This window comes from Flavobacterium sp. RSSB_23, assembly GCF_051547145.1.
Taxonomy (GTDB): domain Bacteria; phylum Bacteroidota; class Bacteroidia; order Flavobacteriales; family Flavobacteriaceae; genus Flavobacterium.
In genome coordinates this window covers 606,001-626,628 of sequence record NZ_JBPTTO010000002.1, presented here as the reverse complement: position 1 = coordinate 626,628, position 20,628 = coordinate 606,001, and the positions used below count along the sequence as shown (strand labels likewise).

General features: G+C 35.2%; 16 protein-coding genes and 1 tRNA gene. 10 read left to right on the top strand and 7 right to left on the bottom strand.

Going from position 1 to position 20,628, the window contains the following annotated elements; genetic code table 11:
• The first annotated feature begins 287 nt into the window (after nt 1-287).
• Together ACSVH9_RS06205 and ACSVH9_RS06200 are read left to right on the top strand one after the other, a co-directional pair.
• A complete protein-coding gene (locus tag ACSVH9_RS06205; RefSeq protein WP_438063038.1) occupies nt 288-1,619 on the top strand; it encodes a hydroxymethylglutaryl-CoA reductase, degradative in 1,332 nt (443 codons plus the stop codon).
• A gap of 25 nt (nt 1,620-1,644) precedes the next feature.
• The gene (locus ACSVH9_RS06200; protein WP_438062945.1) at nt 1,645-2,565 is read left to right on the top strand and encodes a GYDIA family GHMP kinase; all 921 of its coding nucleotides are present in this window, start codon (nt 1,645-1,647) and stop codon (nt 2,563-2,565) included.
• Here ACSVH9_RS06200 and ACSVH9_RS06195 read toward each other — a convergent pair.
• From ACSVH9_RS06195 to ACSVH9_RS06170, 6 genes are all read right to left on the bottom strand, one after another.
• Complete coding sequence (locus tag ACSVH9_RS06195; protein ID WP_438062944.1) at nt 2,562-2,996, bottom strand: hypothetical protein; 435 nt, start codon at nt 2,994-2,996, stop codon at nt 2,562-2,564. The two genes, ACSVH9_RS06200 and ACSVH9_RS06195, sit on opposite strands and share 4 nt — an antisense overlap.
• A gap of 219 nt (nt 2,997-3,215) precedes the next feature.
• Nucleotides 3,216-5,315, bottom strand: a complete 2,100-nt coding sequence (locus ACSVH9_RS06190; protein WP_438062943.1) for a peptidylprolyl isomerase — start codon at nt 5,313-5,315, stop codon at nt 3,216-3,218.
• Between the two features lie 209 nt (nt 5,316-5,524).
• A complete protein-coding gene (locus ACSVH9_RS06185; protein WP_438062942.1) occupies nt 5,525-5,719 on the bottom strand; it encodes a hypothetical protein in 195 nt (64 codons plus the stop codon).
• A gap of 12 nt (nt 5,720-5,731) precedes the next feature.
• A complete protein-coding gene (gene lptC, locus ACSVH9_RS06180; RefSeq protein WP_438062941.1) occupies nt 5,732-6,286 on the bottom strand; it encodes an LPS export ABC transporter periplasmic protein LptC in 555 nt (184 codons plus the stop codon).
• A gap of 23 nt (nt 6,287-6,309) precedes the next feature.
• A complete protein-coding gene (locus ACSVH9_RS06175) occupies nt 6,310-7,557 on the bottom strand; it encodes a hypothetical protein (protein ID WP_438062940.1) in 1,248 nt (415 codons plus the stop codon).
• On the bottom strand, nt 7,550-8,284 hold the full coding sequence (locus ACSVH9_RS06170; RefSeq protein WP_438062939.1) for a type III pantothenate kinase: 735 nt from the start codon (nt 8,282-8,284) through the stop codon (nt 7,550-7,552). The genes ACSVH9_RS06175 and ACSVH9_RS06170 overlap by 8 nt, the downstream gene beginning before the upstream one ends.
• A gap of 122 nt (nt 8,285-8,406) precedes the next feature.
• Here ACSVH9_RS06170 and ACSVH9_RS06165 point away from each other — a divergent pair.
• The 8 genes from ACSVH9_RS06165 (at nt 8,407) to acs (ending at nt 17,631) form a co-directional block, all read left to right on the top strand.
• Nucleotides 8,407-8,479, top strand: a tRNA-Phe gene (locus tag ACSVH9_RS06165).
• A 209-nt stretch (nt 8,480-8,688) separates the two neighbouring features.
• The gene (locus ACSVH9_RS06160; protein ID WP_159687892.1) at nt 8,689-9,108 is read left to right on the top strand and encodes a transposase-like zinc-binding domain-containing protein; all 420 of its coding nucleotides are present in this window, start codon (nt 8,689-8,691) and stop codon (nt 9,106-9,108) included.
• A gap of 92 nt (nt 9,109-9,200) precedes the next feature.
• Nucleotides 9,201-10,580, top strand: a complete 1,380-nt coding sequence (locus ACSVH9_RS06155; protein ID WP_438062938.1) for a porin — start codon at nt 9,201-9,203, stop codon at nt 10,578-10,580.
• A gap of 18 nt (nt 10,581-10,598) precedes the next feature.
• Nucleotides 10,599-12,131 (top strand): MFS transporter, encoded by a 1,533-nt coding sequence (locus ACSVH9_RS06150; protein ID WP_159687897.1) that lies wholly within the window; start codon nt 10,599-10,601, stop codon nt 12,129-12,131.
• Nucleotides 12,132-12,142: 11 nt separating this feature from the next.
• Complete coding sequence (locus tag ACSVH9_RS06145) at nt 12,143-12,370, top strand: DUF6814 family protein (protein WP_159687900.1); 228 nt, start codon at nt 12,143-12,145, stop codon at nt 12,368-12,370.
• A 266-nt stretch (nt 12,371-12,636) separates the two neighbouring features.
• Nucleotides 12,637-15,348: an ATP-binding protein gene (locus ACSVH9_RS06140; protein ID WP_438062937.1), complete on the top strand. Its 2,712-nt coding sequence runs from the start codon at nt 12,637-12,639 to the stop codon at nt 15,346-15,348.
• The gene (locus ACSVH9_RS06135) at nt 15,345-15,704 is read left to right on the top strand and encodes a response regulator transcription factor (protein WP_159687906.1); all 360 of its coding nucleotides are present in this window, start codon (nt 15,345-15,347) and stop codon (nt 15,702-15,704) included. Before ACSVH9_RS06140 ends, ACSVH9_RS06135 begins: the two co-directional genes overlap by 4 nt.
• A 19-nt stretch (nt 15,705-15,723) precedes the next feature.
• Nucleotides 15,724-17,631 (top strand): acetate--CoA ligase, encoded by a 1,908-nt coding sequence (acs, locus tag ACSVH9_RS06130; protein WP_438062936.1) that lies wholly within the window; start codon nt 15,724-15,726, stop codon nt 17,629-17,631.
• Between the two features lie 107 nt (nt 17,632-17,738).
• Here the strand turns inward: acs and ACSVH9_RS06125 are convergent, their stop codons facing one another.
• Complete coding sequence (locus ACSVH9_RS06125; RefSeq protein WP_438062935.1) at nt 17,739-20,621, bottom strand: alpha-amylase family glycosyl hydrolase; 2,883 nt, start codon at nt 20,619-20,621, stop codon at nt 17,739-17,741.
• Nucleotides 20,622-20,628: the final 7 nt, after the last annotated feature.

The following is a 20,628-nucleotide window of genomic DNA, read 5'->3' as shown; positions in this document are numbered from 1 at the left end:
ATGGCATCGCCTTTTATTTATAAGTGTTTGTTTTCAACAAACCTAATTGTCAATGGCGATTTCATAGACTGATTTTTTTCAACGCATTTTTGTTCTTTCAGACAAAAACATAAAAACACGTTCAATTGAGTTATATTTAAAACGATGTCAATTTTAGTAAAAAAATTGCAATAAAGCTTTATGAAATGTGTTAAAACTTACCAATACCACATAGATGAACTTCCAGCAAGAATGCCAAAAGTAATGGTATAAAAAAAAAGCAAAACCGTATATTTGCTGTCAAAACCATTAATCAATTGAAAATGAACAATACCATCGCAGGATTTTCAAAATTATCTAAAGAAGAAAAAATAAACTGGATTGCCAATAACTATTTTTCGACACCAACTGAAGCAATTGATTTATTAAAAAAATACTGGAATTCTGACAGTATTTTACAGCAATTACACGACGAATTCATTGAAAATACTATCACTAACTTTTATATTCCTCTTGGAGTTGCTCCAAATTTTTTAATCAACGGCAAAAATAGCTCAATACCAATGGCTATCGAAGAAAGTTCCGTTGTGGCAGCAGCGGCAAAATCAGCCAAATTTTGGGCAACAAGAGGTGGGTTCAAAGCAACAATAATCAACACCGAGAAAATTGGTCAAGTTCATTTTTTATACACTGGAGATAAAGACAAATTGACCGCTTTTTTCAACCAAACAAAAACTACTTTCTTTTCTGAAACTGATGCGTTGACCAAAAATATGAGACAACGCGGTGGCGGAATTTTAGACATCGAGTTGAGAGACAAAACCGACTTGATTCCTAATTACTATCAATTGCATGCGACTTTTGAAACTAAAGATAGCATGGGAGCGAACTTCATTAATTCTTGCTTAGAGCAATTTGCTAAAACCTTAAAAGAAAAAGCAGAAAACTATGAATTATTTACAGCTGAGGAAAAGGAAATCGAGGTAATCATGAGCATTCTCTCTAATTATGTTCCAAATTGCCTAGTTCGAGCTGAAGTTTCTTGCCCAATAGAAGATTTAGCCGAAAAACATATTCCTAATCCTGAAGATTTCGCGAAACGATTTGTTCAAGCCGTTCGAATTGCAGAAGTAGAACCTTATCGAGCAGTCACCCACAACAAAGGCATTATGAATGGCATTGACGCTGTAGTTTTAGCCACAGGAAATGATTTTAGAGCAGTAGAAGCAGGCGTTCATGCCTATGCTTCAAAAGAGGGACACTACAGCAGTTTGTCTCACGCCAAAATAGAAAACGGACAATTCACTTTTTGGTTAGAAATTCCATTAGCATTAGGAACAGTTGGAGGTTTAACCTCGCTACATCCTCTAGTGAAATTTTGCCTCGAAATGCTTGAAAAACCATCTGCACAAGAACTGATGCAATTTGTAGCAGTTGCAGGTTTGGCACAAAATTTTGCTGCACTGCGTTCATTGACTACAACGGGTATTCAAGAGGGGCATATGAAAATGCATTTGAACAACATTTTAAATCAGTTTAATGTCACTGAAGAAGAACGTCATGATATCAAGAAGCACTTCAAACACCACACAATTTCCCATAGTGCCGTAGTGAATTATATTGAAGAATTAAGAAAATAAAGACTGACTAGAATCCTGATGTTCCATGAGACAAACCTTTTATAGCAACGGAAAACTTTTACTGACTGGTGAATATCTTGTTTTAGATGGCGCAAAAGCACTAGCGCTCCCAACCAAAATGGGGCAAAATCTACAAGTTGTTACTCATGACAAACCGACAATCTCATGGAAAAGTTTTGATGCAGATGGTACAATTTGGTTTGAAGACGAACTAGAATTGGAAGCCATTATTAATTACAAAGAAGCCACAGAATCCTCGGTTAAAAACACCTTGTTGACTATTTTACATCATGCACATTTATTACAACCCTCATTTTTTCAAGAAACTGTAGGCTATCAAATTGAAACAGCATTGACTTTTCCAAAAAAATGGGGATTGGGAACATCCTCTACTTTGATTAACAATCTTGCCCAATGGCTAAAAATAGATGCTTTTGAATTGCTTAACAATAGCTTTGGAGGAAGTGGCTATGATATTGCTTGTGCTCAATACAATACTCCTATTTTCTATCAATTGGAAAATCAAAAACCAAATATTACACCAATTGATTTCCAACCTGAATTTGTATCAAATTTGTACTTTGTGTATTTAAATCAAAAACAGAGTAGTAAAAATGCCATAGCAGCCTATTACAACAAAAAACACGAGAAATTAAAACAGAACATTGCAACCATTAATAAATTGAGTGATGCTGTTGCCACCGCGAAAAACATCAAATCTTTTGCTAACGCACTACAGCTACACGAAAACGAATTGAGCGCCATTTTGGAATTATTAACTGTTCATGAAGCACTTTTCTCTGATTTTGATGGAGTAGTAAAAAGCTTAGGGGCTTGGGGCGGTGATTTTGTCTTGGCAATAGCATTAGAAGACCCAACAGCATACTTTTCAAGTAAAGGATACTCAACTGTTATTCCATACAAAGAGTTGATTTTAGGTGCTTAAAACTTACTTAGAACATCCCGCTCTTTGAACTGTTCTTGCTCATTGGTCTCAATGAGCGTATTATGAAGCCTTTCGGCCATTTTTTCTATGCTATTGGTAATAGAATCATAGACCAACTCCATACGACGGTGTTTTTCTTCTTTTACAGCTTTCAAAACATCTTCTACAAAAAATTTATCGTATTTCTCAGCAACGGAATCACGAGTGTTCGTTAATCGAATAACAGAATCGTTACTTAATATTGTAACTTTAAAATGTTGCTCTTCATTGCTCAGATAGTACTTTCCGCCTAACTCATCACAATTAATATCGGTGCCACTAACTTTTAGCAGCTCCGTTATTATTCCATAAATATGATTTTCAATTTTGGAATATTCTTTAGGTTTTCTTTTGAAGAAACTAAACATACCAATTTTTATAAACCAAGGCATTCAAATAATTTTCTCTCATTATTTTATATGTAGCAATGTTTTTTTGATTAAAACAAAGTAAAATTATATTTTGTAATATCTCAGCAAATTAACAATACTATTTTCAATATCGCAAATTAAAATTCAAAAGACAAAAAAGGCTGAGTTTACACCAAAAAAAAAGCCAGAAACATAAATGTTTCTGGCTTATATTATAAAAAAACAACTAATCAGTAATAACTAGAATCCAAATTGTTTTCTGTTGTCTTCAATTGTAGCAGCAGCTTTCAATGATGGAATAGCTCTATTACTATCACCACTAGTTTGTGCTTTTATTTTTGTAACATATTGAGCATGGCTTTTTAAAGCTGGAGCTTTAATTGTGCTTACGTTTTTCACAACATATACTCCTGTATTTCCTTCAATTGGAGCTGAAATTTTGTTTGCAGCCAAAGCAAATGCATTACCAACAACTTTAGCTTCTTGTCCAACTCCACCAGGTAAAACAGCATTTTCAAGAGTCAAACCTGTAGCTTGTTGCACTGGAGCACCAACGCTTTTTGCAATAGCTTCTAATGAACTACCTGTCATTTTTGCTTTAATCAATTCTGCTTTTTTCTTGTTCTTAAGAATTGGCTCAACATAAGGTCTTGCTAAAGATACAGCAACTAAACCAGAATCATCAATACTCTTAATTTTTGCAATAACGTGACCAACATTTGCCACCTCAAAACGTTTAACAGCACCTACCTTTGAATCGTCTTCAAAAGCCCATCTTACGATTGCTCTTTGATTACCCAAAGAACCAAAGTTTTCGTCTAATGCTTTTGCAGTTACTACTGGCGCAACTGTCAACTTCATATCTTTCGCTAATTTATCAAAATCTTTATCAGCAGCTTCCATTTCAAACTGTGTAGCTTGAGCAAATAATTTATCAGAAGTTGCTTCAGAAGCTTCGATACGTTGTGCAACTGTAGCTAAACGAATTCCGTCTTGTTTATCAGTAATTTTAATTACGTGAAAACCGAAAGGAGTTTCTACTAAACCAATTTTTCCAATTCCGTTATTGAAAACAAAATCGTTAAAAGGTTTTACCATTGCATTTGGTCCAAAATACCCCAAATCTCCACCTTGTTGTGCTGATGAATCATCAGAAGCTGTAAAAGCTAACATCAAGAAACTATCTGGATTTGCAGTTACTTGAGCTAAGATAGACTCAGCTTTTGCTTTAGCTTCTTCTTTAGTTCTTACCTCACGTTTGTTTGGCACTTGAGTACCTTCATAGCTAATTAAGATATGACTTGCTTTTGCATTTACTCCAGATTTGAACCCTAAAGATTTAGACAAACAGTAGTAGTTACCAAACTTGTATGGCCCATAAACTGCACCTGCTGGTAAGCTAAACAAACGGTCAGCATCAACAGCCGGCAAATCTTTTTTGGCAATATAGGTAGAATCGTAAGGAACGTCAGAATTTGCATTAACGAAGTCAATCGCATTTTTAGCATTTTTAAATCCAGGAACAGTATCATTTTTACCTGTTGCTTGATTGTATACAACACTTCCTGACAACAAACTTGTAATTTTGTTTTTTACTTCAGCTTCATCTTGAGCTGAAGCTTTATCTTCGATTAAAACATAAGAAATTTCACGAGACTCATCTGCTTTGAATTTCTTTTTGTTTTTACTCATGTACTCAGTAATTTCAGCATCAGTAACTTTTACATCACTGTCCTTGATAGTAGAATACAAACCAGCTACATAAGCAAAGTTTACCTTATTAGCTTCTGCTTCGTATTTAAATTTACCTTCTAATTCAGTAGTATAAAGTGAAGACTTTATCAACGTATTGTAGATTTGGTACTTTGCATTAATCTCTGCATCTTTCTCTCTGTCTTTCAAGAATTGCGCTTGTTCTGGATTTGATTTGAAAAAATCTTTAAACTTTGCTAAGTCAAATAATCCAGCTGCATTTAAGAACATTGGGTTTTTACCAATATTTTGGTCTGCTTTCAACACTTCAACGATGTGCTTCTCTCCTACTCTTAATCCTAATTTTTCGAACTCAGTAGTTAACAAAGCCAAAGTAACTTCTTGTTCCCAAACTCTGTTAGCTGCTTCAGTTGGAGTAATTCCTTGACCACTTTTTTCAAGATTTGTAACTTTAAGTCTAAAATCTTCAAAAGCGATATCCTTTTCATTAATACTCCCAACATCTTTTGTATTTTGACCAAGACCACCTTTACCAATAAGGTCTTGAATTATAAATGCAAACAATGCAATTGCGATTGCTCCAATCAATAAAGCGGAACGTTGTCTAATTTTTGCTAAAACTGCCATTTCTATTGTTGTTAATTTTTATATTCAGATTGCGAAAATACAATTATCTAGTTAATAATAACACTTGGTGCGTTTTATTTTAGAAGTTTTTTTAAAGTTTTAAAAAAAATATGCGATTGCAGTTATTTTAACGAACGCTATCTTATTTTTCCAAACCATTTCCCTAGAAAAACACTATTTTCGATACTTTACTATTTACAGTAAAAAAACTATTTATTCGAATTGCGGTCTTCGAAACGTTTGGAATACTTAGCTCTAAAAAAGAACATAAATACAGCTACTGCTGCTATTCCAAAACTCAGCCAAGGACCTTGAGTAGGCTCCTCCCATTTAGTTACGCCATCATAAACAAAAAACAAGGCAAAAGCCAAGTAAGCGTAAGAAGTAAATTTTAAATATTTCATTATGAGTAAATTTTAATTATTGGAATCAACCTCTCCAGAGATTTTTTGAGAATTTATAACTTTAAAATCTTTGCTAAAATCAATCCCTTGACCAGCAGAAGAGCCTTTAGGACTGGAGAAAGTAAATCGTCGTTCTGTATAAAACCATTCGTTTTTTTGATCAAAGTACAATTGCTCCGTTTCTAAAACTTGACCATCTTGGGTAGTAATTTTGACTTTTCCTTGCAAATCAATAATGCCAGTTCTTTTATAAGAGATCGCATAATTGGATTTCACAAACGTTTTCTTCCCTTTGGCGTCAAATAAAGTAACATCGATACCTTTTGGAAATTCTGTAAAAGGAAAGTCAACCCCGGAAAAATCGAGCATTTTAGAACTAAGCAAAATAGCAGAAATTCGACCTGAATCGGTATATTTTACATTGATAGAATCAGCTTCTCCAGTTGGGTTGAACTCTGAAATGTTGATTTTTTGAACTTCTTTGAAATTACTTTCACAAGAGAACAAGCTCAAAAGTAGTGTCAAAAAAAGTAGCGTTGCAAAAAATGGTTTTATGGAGAAAGTCATTGTTGTGAATTATAAACTACTTTCTAGTAGAATTTTCTTTTAACAAACCATTTATCATTCAAAGAGAAACTAACACTTGCATTGAAATAATTCTCTTGAATTAAACCAGCAGCTGTAGTTCCTTTAATACCATATTCTAATCCTATATTAAAATTAGAAAAAGACCCTACTGAAGGCAAACCAAAACCTAAAGTAACCGACTTGTCATCAATTTCTTGATTTTGAATCACCAATCCTGTCTTCTCATAACGTAGTCCAGCTCTGTAAACAATACGTTTTGCGTAACTTGTAAAAGAATTATAATCTGGAATATAATAACCACCAACACTGTAACGGTTATATTTTTTAAATGAAGCTCCAGACACATTGTTATAATTATTAGCTAATTTACCTGCGTCTCTAACTGCTATCTCTGTACCAATTAACCATTTCCTTGATTGACCAAAACCAAAACCTAACGTTACTTTACTTGGCAACTCAAGCTCACGAGTTGTAGTCAATTCGTCAAACCCTTCAGGATCAATATCGAAAGTTCCATCATAATCTACTGTTGAAATGGTTCGGGTATTTTCTGAAGTCAATTTTCCTTTGAAAGTATAATTCAAACTAGAATACAAGTTTATTTTTTTACTAATCTTAGCCTGATACATAGCACCAAGATTGAAATTAAGACCAGATAAATAAGCAACATTTACTTCTCTTGTTCCTACCGGAACACCAGTTACATACTCTAAGTTATCTGTTTCAATTTTACCAAAGTTATACTGAACATCAGCTCCAATACTAAAGTTCTTGGTCAATTTATATCCGCTACCAAAAAAAACCTTATTAACACCACCAGTGCCTTCTAATCGTTTGTTGTTTTGAGAACCATCTGCACTAATCGATTGTATTTTGTAACCAACAGAAGAATATGGCATCAAACCAAATCCTATCCCCACCTTACCAATCGGAATAGCAATCACCATATAATCTAATGTTGTTCTTTTTGCAGTAGCACTATTTGCATCATCCTTCAATGCTTTTGTCCCATAAGTCCCACCCATTGTCAATGTAGTCCTTATTAAATTAGCATAACTCGATGGATTCTCAACATTAATATGTATACTATCTTGTTCTATTGCAACACCCCCCATCGAACGATTTTCTAGCATCCCTCTATATCTAATATCTCCAATTCCGTAATATGAGTAAGGTGAAGAAGTCCCTTGTTGAGCTAAAGAAACTAATGAAAAAAGCAAACAAGTTGCTATAAAGATTTTTTTAATCATTGTTGATTGTATATTGAAATGTTTGATTCAAACTCTCTAATAGGAAATTTGAATTGGCAAATATGGTATTTTTTAATCGCATAGCCAAAAAATCTGCATCACCCCCCGTTAAAATTATTATAAATTTTGAATACTTTGCTTTGAATTCCTCTATGAAACCGTCAATTTCATAGACTAATCCATTTACAACTCCAGAATGAATAGCATTTACAGTCGAGTCGCCAATAAAAGTCTCTGGATTACCCATACTAAGCAACGGTAATTTGGCGGTGTAATTATGTAATGATTCATAGCGCAAACGAATTCCAGGCGAAATTGCACCTCCAAGATAATTATCGTCAGCATCAACACAATCATAGGTTACACATGTCCCCGCATCGATGACCAATCTATTCTGCCCTGGAAATTGTAGTGTCGCTCCAGCGGCTAAAACCATTCGATCAATACCGAGCGTCTTCGGGGTTGCGTATTTATTTTCAAATGGAAAAGCATCATTATGGGTTACAAAATGAACTTTAAGCCTAGATTCAAAAGCTAAAAAGAACTCTTTTTCTAAATTTCCAACCGAAGAAACAACCAAATACTTGAGATTTGGATATTTCTTTAAAATATTTTCAATTTTTTTTTGAAGTTCTTCTACTTCAAAAACAAAAAATTCAACAAGTGTATACTGCTCAAAAACAGCACCTTTAATCCTTGTATTTCCAATGTCTACGGTTAAAATCATATATCACAATTAGCGGAAGCTAAGGTACGAATAGATTTTTTTTAAAAATTGTTTTGGATAAATTAAAAATGGTTCTATATTTGCACCCGCAATCAACAAGCACTACTGCTCAAAATTGTAAAGGTACCTTAGCTCAGATGGTAGAGCAATGGACTGAAAATCCATGTGTCCCTGGTTCGATCCCTGGAGGTACCACGAAACCCGAATAGCAATATTCGGGTTTTTTGTTTTTACCTACTACCGAAATAAATCGAAACAAAAATTTCTACATTCCCTTCAAACCTTAATAAATACTCACTTTTTTTAGTTTAAAATTACGAATTACTTAAAAAAATAGAGAATAAAATTAATATTGTTCTTTTATAATGTTGCTAATTTACTATATTTATGCAAATTATATATACATGGAACTTTTAAGCTGTCCAAAGTGCCAAAGTGATCGCATAATTAAAAGCGGCATTATTAGCAATAAACAAAGATACTCTTGCAAAAAATGCAATTATTTTTTCACCGTAAATAAACTGGGGAAAAAAATTGACGATTATTATGTTTCCAAAGCTTTGCAGCTCTATTTGGAAGGCTTAAGTTATCGTGAAATTGAACGTATTTTAGGCGTTTCTCACGTAACTATTAGTAATTGGGTTAAATCCTATAATATTAAAAAGCCATCACACGCCAACTACCACCCTACTTATCGTATTTTAAATCATTCCGAACTAATAGATTACCTAAAAAACAAAAGCCTCTTAGCGGGAGCTGGAATGATAATAACCGAGCTTGGAGATAAATTTATGCTTATTAAATGGGAGCGCTTTAAAGACTAACTATACTTATTTACAAAAAAATATAGCATTATTTTTTTTTCTAAAATTAAATTAGAATTTGGCACTGTAAAAACCAACCAAAACTATTTTTTATGAAAAAAAATTTTCCTCTGGTACTAGCTCTTCTTTTTACTACAATCGCTCTCGCTCAAGGCGCAAGTGAATACGGTAGCGGAATGAAATTCAATTTAAATGATAACGGTTCAAAATACATGCGCTTTATTTTATGGAATCAAATTTGGTTTCGCTCTTCGCAAATGAATCCAGGCACAGCAGTAGGAAATGAAGCTACTACAAGCACAAGTGATATCGGCAATAGAAGACTGCGTTTTTTGGCTTACTCTCAATTATCACCTCGTTATATGATTGTAACTCATTTTGGGATCAACAATCAATCCTTTACAAGTGGTGGTGCCTCAGGATCTGCTGGAACTGGAGGTTATGGCGCAGGAAAAAAACCCGGCCTATTTTTTCACGATGCGTGGAATGAATATGCCGTAGTTTTACCTCAAAAAGACAAAAAATTCAGTCTTTCATTAGGAGGAGGATTACATTACTACATGGGACTTTCTAGAGAAACGATGGCATCAACGCTCAACTTCTTGACTATTGACGCACCAATATTTAACTGGCCATTGATTGAAAATTCAGATCAATTTGCTCGTCAAGTAGGCCTTTTTGCAAAAGGAAAATACGGAAAATTTGAATACCGTTTGAGTCACAACAAACCCTTTGCTACAAATGTAACGCCAACAAATGTGAATAATGCCGCCAATGCTATCGCTGTAGATAATAATGGGAATGCGAAATGGTCTACCGCTGGTTATTTTGAATACCAATTTTTGGATCAAGAATCGAATCTACTCCCTTTTAAAGTGGGTAGTTATGTTGGAACCAAAAAAGTATTCAATATTGGCCTTGGTTTTTATACAGCTCCTGATGCTACAAAATCATCAGTTAACAATCAAATTCAAAAGCACGATATGAATCTTTTTGCCGCAGATGTCTTTTTAGACCTTCCGATAGGAAAAAAAGAACAAAAAATGGCAGTTACAGCTTATAGTGTTTTCTATAATTATGATTTTGGCCCTAACTATTTAAGAAATATTGGGATTATGAATATTGGAACTTCTGACCCTAATTTCACAGGCAACAGAGCACTTGCTGGGCCAGGAAATTCGCAACCCACAATAGGCAGTGGATCCATTTGGTACACCCAAGCTGGTTTTTTATTACCAAATAAAAATGAAAAACCAAAAGTTAGAATCCAACCTTATGCCGCAGTTACCTACAAAGACTTTGACGCTCTTCAAAAGTCTAGTACCCAATATGATTTAGGTGCTAATTTTCTCCTTGACGGACATCATTCTAAAATAACTACACAATATTCTACTCGACCTGTATATAGCGCTCCTGGTGTTAAAGAGAACAGCAAAGGAGAGTTTATTGTGCAACTACAAATCTATTTATAAACCAAAAAAAACACCCAAATGAGTAACAAATCAACAAAAGGAATCTGGAAAGTCATTTCAGCTTCATCTATGGGTACCATGATTGAATGGTATGACTTCTACATCTTCGGAAGTTTAGCAGTAGTTATTTCAACTAAATTTTTCCCAGCTGACAATCCAACAGCAGCCTTCTTAGCTACGCTAGCAACTTTTGCTGTGGGATTCATCGTTCGTCCCTTTGGCGCACTTTTCTTTGGAAGATTAGGTGACATTATTGGCAGAAAGTACACTTTTATGGTAACACTACTCCTTATGGGAGGAGCTACTTTTGTAATTGGCTGTATTCCTAGCTATGAAACTATCGGTTTTTTAGCACCATTGGCTGTACTAATATTAAGAATGCTTCAAGGCTTAGCACTTGGTGGGGAGTATGGAGGCGCAGCTACCTATGTCGCGGAGCATGCTCCCGTAGGAGAACGTGGCTACTGGACATCATGGATTCAAACTACCGCTACTGTTGGCCTATTCATCTCGTTAATGGTCATACTTGCTACAAGAAATGCACTAACTCCCGAAGAATTTGATGCTTGGGGTTGGAGGGTTCCATTCTGGATGTCTATAGTAATGGTGGGTGTATCCTATTTAATTCGAAAAAACATGGAGGAATCTCCCGTTTTTGCAAAAGCAAAATCTGAGGGAAAAACAAGTACAAACCCTTTGAAAGAAAGTTTCGGTAATCGCTACAACTTAAAGTTTGTCTTATTAGCACTTTTTGGTGCCACAATGGGTCAAGGTGTCGTTTGGTATACCGGACAATTCTATGCAATGAGCTTTTTAAAAACCGTAATGAATATTGAAAGTTCTCAAGTAGATACTCTATTAGGAATCGCTTTGATTCTTGGAACGCCCTTTTTTATAGTATTTGGATGGCTTAGCGACAAGCTTGGCAGAAAATATATTATGATGGGCGGGATGCTAATTGCAATATTATTGTACCGCCCAATTTATCAAGCTATGTTTGAAACTACGAACATTAAAAATAAAACGGAAATAGTAGCAAAAACAACTGTATTGGCCGAAACAAAAATAAATAAACAAGCTATTGACTCTATTTATACGACTACTAAACTGTTTGAAGATGGCACCAAGTGGGTCGAAGTAAAAACAGTAACTTTAGACAATGGAATTGCCAAAATTGTAGATGGAAAACCGAAAGCAGAAATAAAAACTACTGTAACTATTAACGATGCAGATCTTTGGACATTGGTATTCTTTATCTTCATTCAAGTTATTTTTGTTACGATGGTGTATGGACCAATTGCCGCCTTTTTGGTTGAAATGTTTCCAGTAAAAATTAGGTATACTTCCATGTCTCTGCCTTACCACGTTGGGAATGGTATATTTGGGGGATTACTTCCTGCAATTTCTACTTATTTAGTGACCAATGCAAAAGATGCTGGTCAAGCTGACTACTACCTAGAAGGACTATGGTATCCCATAATTATTGCAGCTGTTTCCTTCATAATCGGAATGGTTTACCTAGACAATTCTAAAAAAAATAAACACGTTTAAATCAAAATAGTATGGATCAATTAAAAAGAGCCCTTGGAATGATATGGATTGCAGCCGCTGTCGCTGCCGCTTACTTCTGTATTTTTGAGTTTGGATTACCTAAGCTTATGTCAGGTAAACAAGATGATTTGGTGTTCGGCATTATAATCTTATTTGTATTAACGCCACTTGTAGTTGTTGGAATGGGAGTTTTTGGCTACTACTCATTAATGGGTGAATACGACCATTCAAAACGATAAATAACTAATAACTTAGTGCAATTTCATTAAAAAAGAGATTGCACTAAGTCATTTCTGTAAAAAAACATTAACGAGACCAATGAAAAAAAGACACGAGCAAAAATTTGTTATCCTAAGCTTGCTACTGTTAGTAGCCTGCAATTTTCCATTGCTGCTGCTATTTGATAGTGCTAACTCTTTTTTGGGAATACCTATAATTTATGCGTATTTATTCCTGCTATGGTTAATCGTTATTGTTGTTAGTTTTATTTTAATCAAAAGGTATCATGAGTAGTACGGTAATATTAATTATCCTTTTAGCGTACGTTTCAATACTGTTTTTTATTGCACATTGGGCAGAAAAAAAACAGCATTATAAATGGACCAACAACCCTTATGTCTACTCATTATCCTTAGCGGTATACTGCACTGCATGGACTTACTATGGCAGTATTGGCGTGGCTGCCAATTCAGGACTAAGTTATTTACCCATTTATATTGGCCCTATTATAGTCATGCCAGCTTGGTTAATAGTTCTTAAAAAAATTCTACAAATCACTAAAGTCAATAAAATATCAAGTATTGCAGACTTTATTTCTTTACGTTATGGCAATAGTAGGTTTTTAGGCGCTTTGGTCACGGTAATTTGTGTTATAGGCATCTTACCTTACATTGCGTTGCAACTTAAATCTATTTCGGATACCTTTCATATTGTTACCAAAACGGAGTCTAATGAAAATGTATTTTATGACACCACTACCTATGTATGTTTGGCTTTAGGTTTATTCGCGGCCTATTATGGCACTCGATATGTAGATGCCTCAGAAAAAAGAAGAGGTATTGTATTGGCAGTAGCAATAGAGTCTGTGTTTAAACTTGCTTTCTTTATTATACTTGGTTGCTATGTAACCTACTATGTTTTTGACGGCTTTGACTCTATTTATGCAAAAGCATCAATAATGGAGAGTTTCACAGAGAAAAACACTATTGGCGGAATAGAAAATGCCTTGAACTGGTTCTTTTTATGCTTAGTGTCAATGTTTGCAATGTTTTTACTGCCAAGACAATTTCACACTAGTATTGTGGAAAACAATAACAGCAAACACATCAAAACAGCTACTTGGTTGTTTCCCTTGTATCTTTTACTTTTTAATGTTTTTGTATTTCCAATTGCATGGGGGGGATCTATATTATTTGCAGGACAAAAGCTTAACTCCGACACTTATTCCTTGCTAATACCACAATTTTTTGGCAATACCACATTGACTATTTTGGTATTTTTAGGAGGGTTTTCCGCAGCAATATCGATGATTATTGTTTCTTCAATTGCCCTAGCTACTATGGTCAGCAATAACTTATTGATTCCTTACGGCTTCATAGGTTCACTAGAAAATAATTTCCAACAAAAAAACAACAGACGTATCATCAATAGCAGACGGTTTGGTATTCTTTTATTGATTGTTCTTGCATACATAATTTATAAAGTATTCATTTTAGATTACACACTTTACTCAATAGGATTAGTATCATTCGTTATAATCGCACAGCTTGCACCAGCTTTTTTTGGCGCTTTATTCTGGAGACGCGGTTCAAGTAAAGGCGCCATCACAGGCTTACTTCTTGGCTTCATTATATGTGCCTATACCCTAATTATTCCATTTGCCCTGGGCATCAACCAAATTAGTAGTTCATTTATTAATAATGGACCATATGGCATTGCACTCCTTAAACCATTTGAATTGTTTGGTTTAGACTATTTAGATCCCATTCCACAAGCCATCTTTTGGAGTCTACTATTCAATACTTTTGGTTATTTGGCTGTCTCGGTAAGCTTCAAAGGAAACTATCGTGAACGTAACTATGCAGAAATGTTTGTCGACAGTGACAAATACAGTAACAATTTAGAAAATGCATTTGTTTGGAAAGGCGTTGCCTATGTAGCCGATATTCAAAAAGTATTAGAGCGCTTTCTCGGCGTAGTCCGAACTAAAAGAGCGCTTTCTCTATTCCATGCCAAATACAATATAGACGAAAAAATTGCAACTGCAGATCCTCGGTTTATAAAGTTTGCAGAGAATCTATTAACAGGGCATATAGGAACTGCATCGTCTAAAATACTTATTGCAAGCGTGGTTAAAGAAGAAAAAATCGCTTTACCAGAGGTATTACGAATTCTAGAAGAATCGCAAGAAAACATCATTGTAAATAAAAAATTAAACGAAACAACAACCGCACTTCAAAAAACCTCTGAACAACTTCGTCAAGCCAATCAAGAGCTCCTTAATAAGGATGCCCAAAAAGACGAATTTCTGGATACTGTAACACATGAATTGCGCACGCCTATAACCGCTATTAGAGCAGCAAGCGAAATATTACATGATGATGAGGACATCCCGCCTCCCATTCGTCAGCAATTTTTGCAAAATATTATTTCAGAATCAGATCGATTGAATCGTTTGATTGATAAGATTTTGGATTTAGAAAAATTTGAAACTGGCAAACAGAAAATTTATTTATCAAAAAACAACTTAATCAAAACTATTGACGACAGCCTTCGGTCACTTACACAATTAATACAAAATAAAGGCATTAAAATACACTTCAAACATGAGTCTAAAATCATACGTGCCTTCTATGACGAGGAACGTATCACGCAAGTGATTCATAATTTACTATCAAACGCTTTAAAATTTTGCGCTACTCCAAATGGTATCATTACCATAACCATTTTAGAGCAGCACTCATTTGTGCAAGTTAATATTCACAATAATGGCAAGAAAATTAACGAAGAAGATTATGAAGCTATATTCGACAAATTTTACCAATCACGCAACCAAAACCTAAGAAAGCCAGTAGGCAGTGGTCTCGGGCTGGCCATTTGCAAACAAATTATTGAACATCATAAAGGGCAAATCGAAGTAGTCAATGCTCCTGATGAAGGAGTTACTTTTAGCTTTACCCTACCCAATTACATCACATCAGATAATAGCACGTCATGAAAAAAATACTCCTTGTGGACGACGAACCAAATATTCTAATGACACTAGAATATACATTTAAGAAAAATAACTTTCAAGTATTTATAGCTAGAGACGGTCAAGAAGCCTTGGACATACTTCAAACCCAACTTCCAGAAATAATTATACTAGACATTATGATGCCTAATATAGATGGATACGAAACCCTAAAACAAATCAAAAAGGACAAAAGACTAACACACTGCAAAGTCATATTTCTATCTGCTAAAAACAAAGAAAAGGATATTGAAAAAGGGCTGATGCTTGGTGCGGATCTCTATGTATCAAAACCTTTTTCAATAAAAAAATTAGTAGAGCAAGTATACGAATTGATTTAACAAAACAAAAAAAACAATTATGAGCTATTTCAAAATCAACACACTCGAAGAATACTTTAAGCATTATAAAAAATCAATTCGTGAGCCAAAAAAATTCTGGGATAAAGTAGCCTCAGAAAACTTTGTATGGTATCAAGAATGGGATAAAGTAATTGACTTTAATATGGCCGAAGCCAAAATAAAATGGTTTGTAAATGCTAAAGTAAATATTACCAAAAATTGTATTGACCGACATTTAGCTAAAAATGGAGGGCGTACTGCCATTATTTTTGAAACAAACGACCCCAATGAGAAGGCAGACCACATTACCTACAATGACCTTTCCGAAAGGGTCAACAAAATGGCAAATGTGTTGCAAAATAACGGTATTCAAAAAGGAGATCGGGTTTGTATCTACCTACCTATGATTCCAGAATTAGCCGTTTCAATATTAGCCTGCGCAAGAATTGGAGCCATTCATTCGGTCGTATTCGCCGGTTTCTCAGACTCCGCTGTTGCTGCAAGAATTAATGATAGTGAATGCAAAATGGTGATTACTTCAGATGGAGGGTACCGTGGTAATAAAACAATCGACCTCAAAGGCATCATAGATGAGGCTTTAAAGAAATGCCCTTCAGTACAACAAGTATTAGTGGCCAAACGAACCAATACTATCGTTTCTATGCAAGAAGGACGTGACTTTTGGTTACAACCTCTACTAGACCTAGCTTCAAACAACCATGTTGCAGAAATAATGGATGCAGAGGATCCTTTATTTATATTATATACATCGGGTTCAACTGGAAAACCAAAAGGAATGGTGCATACTACAGCAGGCTATATGGTCTATACTGCTTACACCTTTAAAAATGTATTCAATTACCAAGAAAATGATGTGTTTTGGTGTACTGCTGATATTGGTTGGATTACCGGACATTCTTATATTCTTTATGGCCCTTTATTGAACGGTGCAACAACAGTACTATTTGAAGGTATACCATCCTATCCCAACTTTAGCCGATTCTGGGAAACGATTGAAAAACATAGTGTGACCCATTTTTATACTGCACCAACTGCTATTCGTGCTTTGGCAAAAGAGAGTTTGGAATACGTTCAAAAATACCCGTTAGCCTCTTTAAAAGTAATTGGTTCAGTAGGAGAGCCTATCAACGAAGAAGCTTGGCATTGGTATAATGATCATGTTGGCGGGAAACGTTGCCCTGTAGTCGATACTTGGTGGCAAACAGAAACAGGAGGTATTCTTATTTCGCCTCTAGCATTTATAACCCCAACAAAACCAACTTACGCATCGCTTCCGCTTCCTGGAATACAACCTGTACTGATGAATGAAAAAAGAAACGAAATCGAAGACAACCAAATTGTTGGTAGTTTGTGCATTAAATATCCATGGCCAAGTATAGCTCGAACTATTTGGGGCGATCATCAACGGTATAAAGAAACCTATTTCTCCGCTTTTCCAGGAAAATACTTTACCGGAGACGGGGCGTTGCGAGATGAAGTAGGTTATTATCGAATCACAGGACGAGTAGATGATGTGGTGATTGTATCAGGTCATAACCTGGGTACTGCCCCTATCGAAGATGCCATCAATGAGCATCCTGCCGTAGCTGAATCTGCAATCGTAGGATTTCCACACGATATAAAAGGGAATGCTTTGTATGGTTTTGTAATCTTAAAAGAAACAGGAGAATATCGCGTTCGTGAAAACGTGAGCAAAGAGATCAACCAATACATTTCGGACCACATTGGACCCATTGCCAAACTGGATAAAATACAGTTTGTAACAGGGCTACCAAAAACACGTTCCGGAAAGATAATGCGTCGAATTCTTCGAAAGATTGCCGAAGGGGATTTCTCTAATTTTGGAGACACTTCTACACTGCTAAACCCTGAAATTGTCAACGAAATAAAAGAAGGCAAAATTTAAAAAAAAGGCTGTTTCTAAATGAAAGAAACAGCCTTTTTTATATCTAGTAAAACCGTTCAAAAGGAAACGATTCAATAAGCAAAGTGCATTAATGCACAATACTAGATTTACTCCTTAATCATTTTCAATACTTGCGTCTGGTTTTTATCATTGTAAGCTTTTACTAAATACAAACCTTTACTTAAATCACTAATATTAAATTGTTGATCAACAGATTTAATGGCGTCAAATTGCTTAACTTTTTGACCTGTTATAGAATATATTTCAACTTTTGTTGTCTCTACACTTAGAGTAAAATAATTTGAAGATGGATTAGGATACAATTTAATAGTAGCTTCTTTTTCAAAATCAGCAATAGCTAAAGTAGCTGTTTTGTTACCTAAAATTCTATACTCTCCAGGTTGCAAATTAATAGTTTGATTCACATCCGTAACATTTAAAGTAGTATTATCCATTAAATTATACCAAGTCCCTGCATAAGGAAATCCTGTTGCTACATTTCGTGCTACCACATCAAAATTTGAAATAATCAACACGTCTTTTAACACTGTACTAGCTAGCGCAGAATTAGCAATCTTAATATTTGGTGTAACGCTATTTGTACTAGAAATCGTTACATTGCCTAAAAATACAGGCTCATTGATTTTTAAAGTAATCATTTTAGCCCAGTCGTTATAAATCTTGCTACGATTAGTATTTCCTAACCAATTCCCTGTCCATTGAGGTTGAGGCTTGGTATCTAACTTACAATCTCCAACAATAGTAGCTGACTGATCATTTACAGTCCCATTATTACAAGTAAAGATTGACTGCTCCCATCCTAGTTCTCCAAAATGCCAAATCATCTTTGGTCCAGGAACCAATAAAGATACTGCGCCTAAAGCAGACATTCTAGACAACGAAGTGGCAAGTGTTTTTACATTATGGGCACTATTGGTACTATTTCCAAACTGCAAATTTTTGTACATCAAGCGCTCTTCGTCGTGACTTTCGGCGTACCCAATCAATCGTTGCGCTGTAAAACCTCTACTAGCACTAGACATTCTCGATATATTACTATTAGGCCAACCCATAGTCAATTCGTTATAATTGTCTGTCATTTTACCCCACATCATGATTCCTTTGCTTATTGGATCATTAACACGATAATTGGCCCATTCTCTCTCTTCAGCATCTGTACCTAAATGTTCAAAAATTACATAATGAGTAGGATCCAAAGACCAAGAATAATCCGCATACTCTTTCAAGACATCAACACGATCTTGCTGATAAGCATCCGTTTGTACATCTGATCCTTGTGCATTTTGGGTAAATCCTTTGGTTAAATCCCAACGGAAACCATCAATTTTAAACTCCTCAACCCACTGCTTAATTACACGTTTAACATAGTTTTTAGTGCGCACTTGCTGATGATTAAAATCTTCACCTACACTGTAACTGTGTCTAGCCACCGTATTAAAATATGGATTTTCGGTAGTTGGCGAACCAAATCCATCGCCATCAGAATCATTCATCCACATACGAACCATTGGATTTCTTCCAAAAGCATGATTTAAGGCCACATCTAAAATTACGGCAATTCCGTTCTGATGATACAAATCAATAAGCTCTTTTAACTTCTCAGGTGTTCCATAGAATTTATCTAAAGCCATATGGAATGAAGTATTATACCCCCAACTTTCGTTGCCTTCAAATTCCATTACAGGCATTAATTGAATGGCATTTACCTTTAAGTTCTTGAAATAATCAATTTTATCGATTAAATCTTGGTAATTTCTTCTGGCGTCAAAGTCACGAACCAACACTTCATAAACCACTAATTTTTCTTTAGCTGGTTTCACAAAATTTAAGGTTGCTTGACTCCAAGCATAGGGTGTTTGTCCGGTTTTAAACCAAGTAACCTCTCTTTCTTGTCCAGAAGGATAAGCTGGTAAATTAGGAAAAGAAGCCGCTGGAATCCCACCATCATCATAAGGTGACAAGACCAAAGTTGAATAAGGGTCTGCAGCTTTTACCAAACTTGGTGAACCAGCCAAAGGGGTTTGATCAACCACCCAATATTGGTAGGTATAATTGGTTCCTGCAGTAAGTCCAGTTAATTCTAACCAGAATTTTGTTGATCCGGCCGTAGCATCTTTTTTCATTGCATAAGCTGCAGTAGGTTGCCAATTATTAAAACTTCCTGCTACATATACAAAATCTTTTAATGGAGCATCCAATACCAAAGTAGCTTTAGTAGCATCGTTTGGATTATAGTTAATCCCATCTACTAAACCTGCTGGAATCGTTTCAGAAACCACTGTTGGACTCACTACAGCGGTGAACTTCTTTACAATAGTAGTTGTTCCTTGCGTTACTTCTAATTCATAATTTTGATTACCAGTAATATTGGTATGATTAAATGCATAACTAGCTGTAGCTGTTGCAGTATTGATAGAAGTTCCATTGGATTTTAAATTGTAATTCGCAACACCATTGGTATTTGATGCTGTTATATTCAAACTACCTCCAGAGGCTAAAATAGTAGTACTGTTTTGAGCGGGAGTATTCAATGTAACTTGAAAAGAACCAACTTCAGTCAAAATATTTTGTGATTTTTTGTCGCCAGTTCCGTTCTTAGCTTTAATCAAAAAACCAAACCTTCCTAACCCAACTCGATTAAAAAATGTGCTAGGAACAAAAGTTATAGTATAGGTATCCGATGATGAATTGTAAGTAAAACGATTTGCTTCGTTAGAACTCGCCCAAGTTCCATTGGTCGGACAATCCCTTTCATTCGTATCATTAATATCATAGGACCATGCCCAAATATACAGAGCATTCCCTGTTACTCCCCAAGTGGCCTCATTAATGCTAGACCCATTAACAGTAACTGTAATCGATGTTGTTTCTTCAAAAGTAGCGGGAGCAATGGTATGAGTAACTGTTTGTTGTTGACCAAAAACAATACATCCCCATAAAAGAATCCCTAAAAGTAAAATTTTTCTCATCCTATTT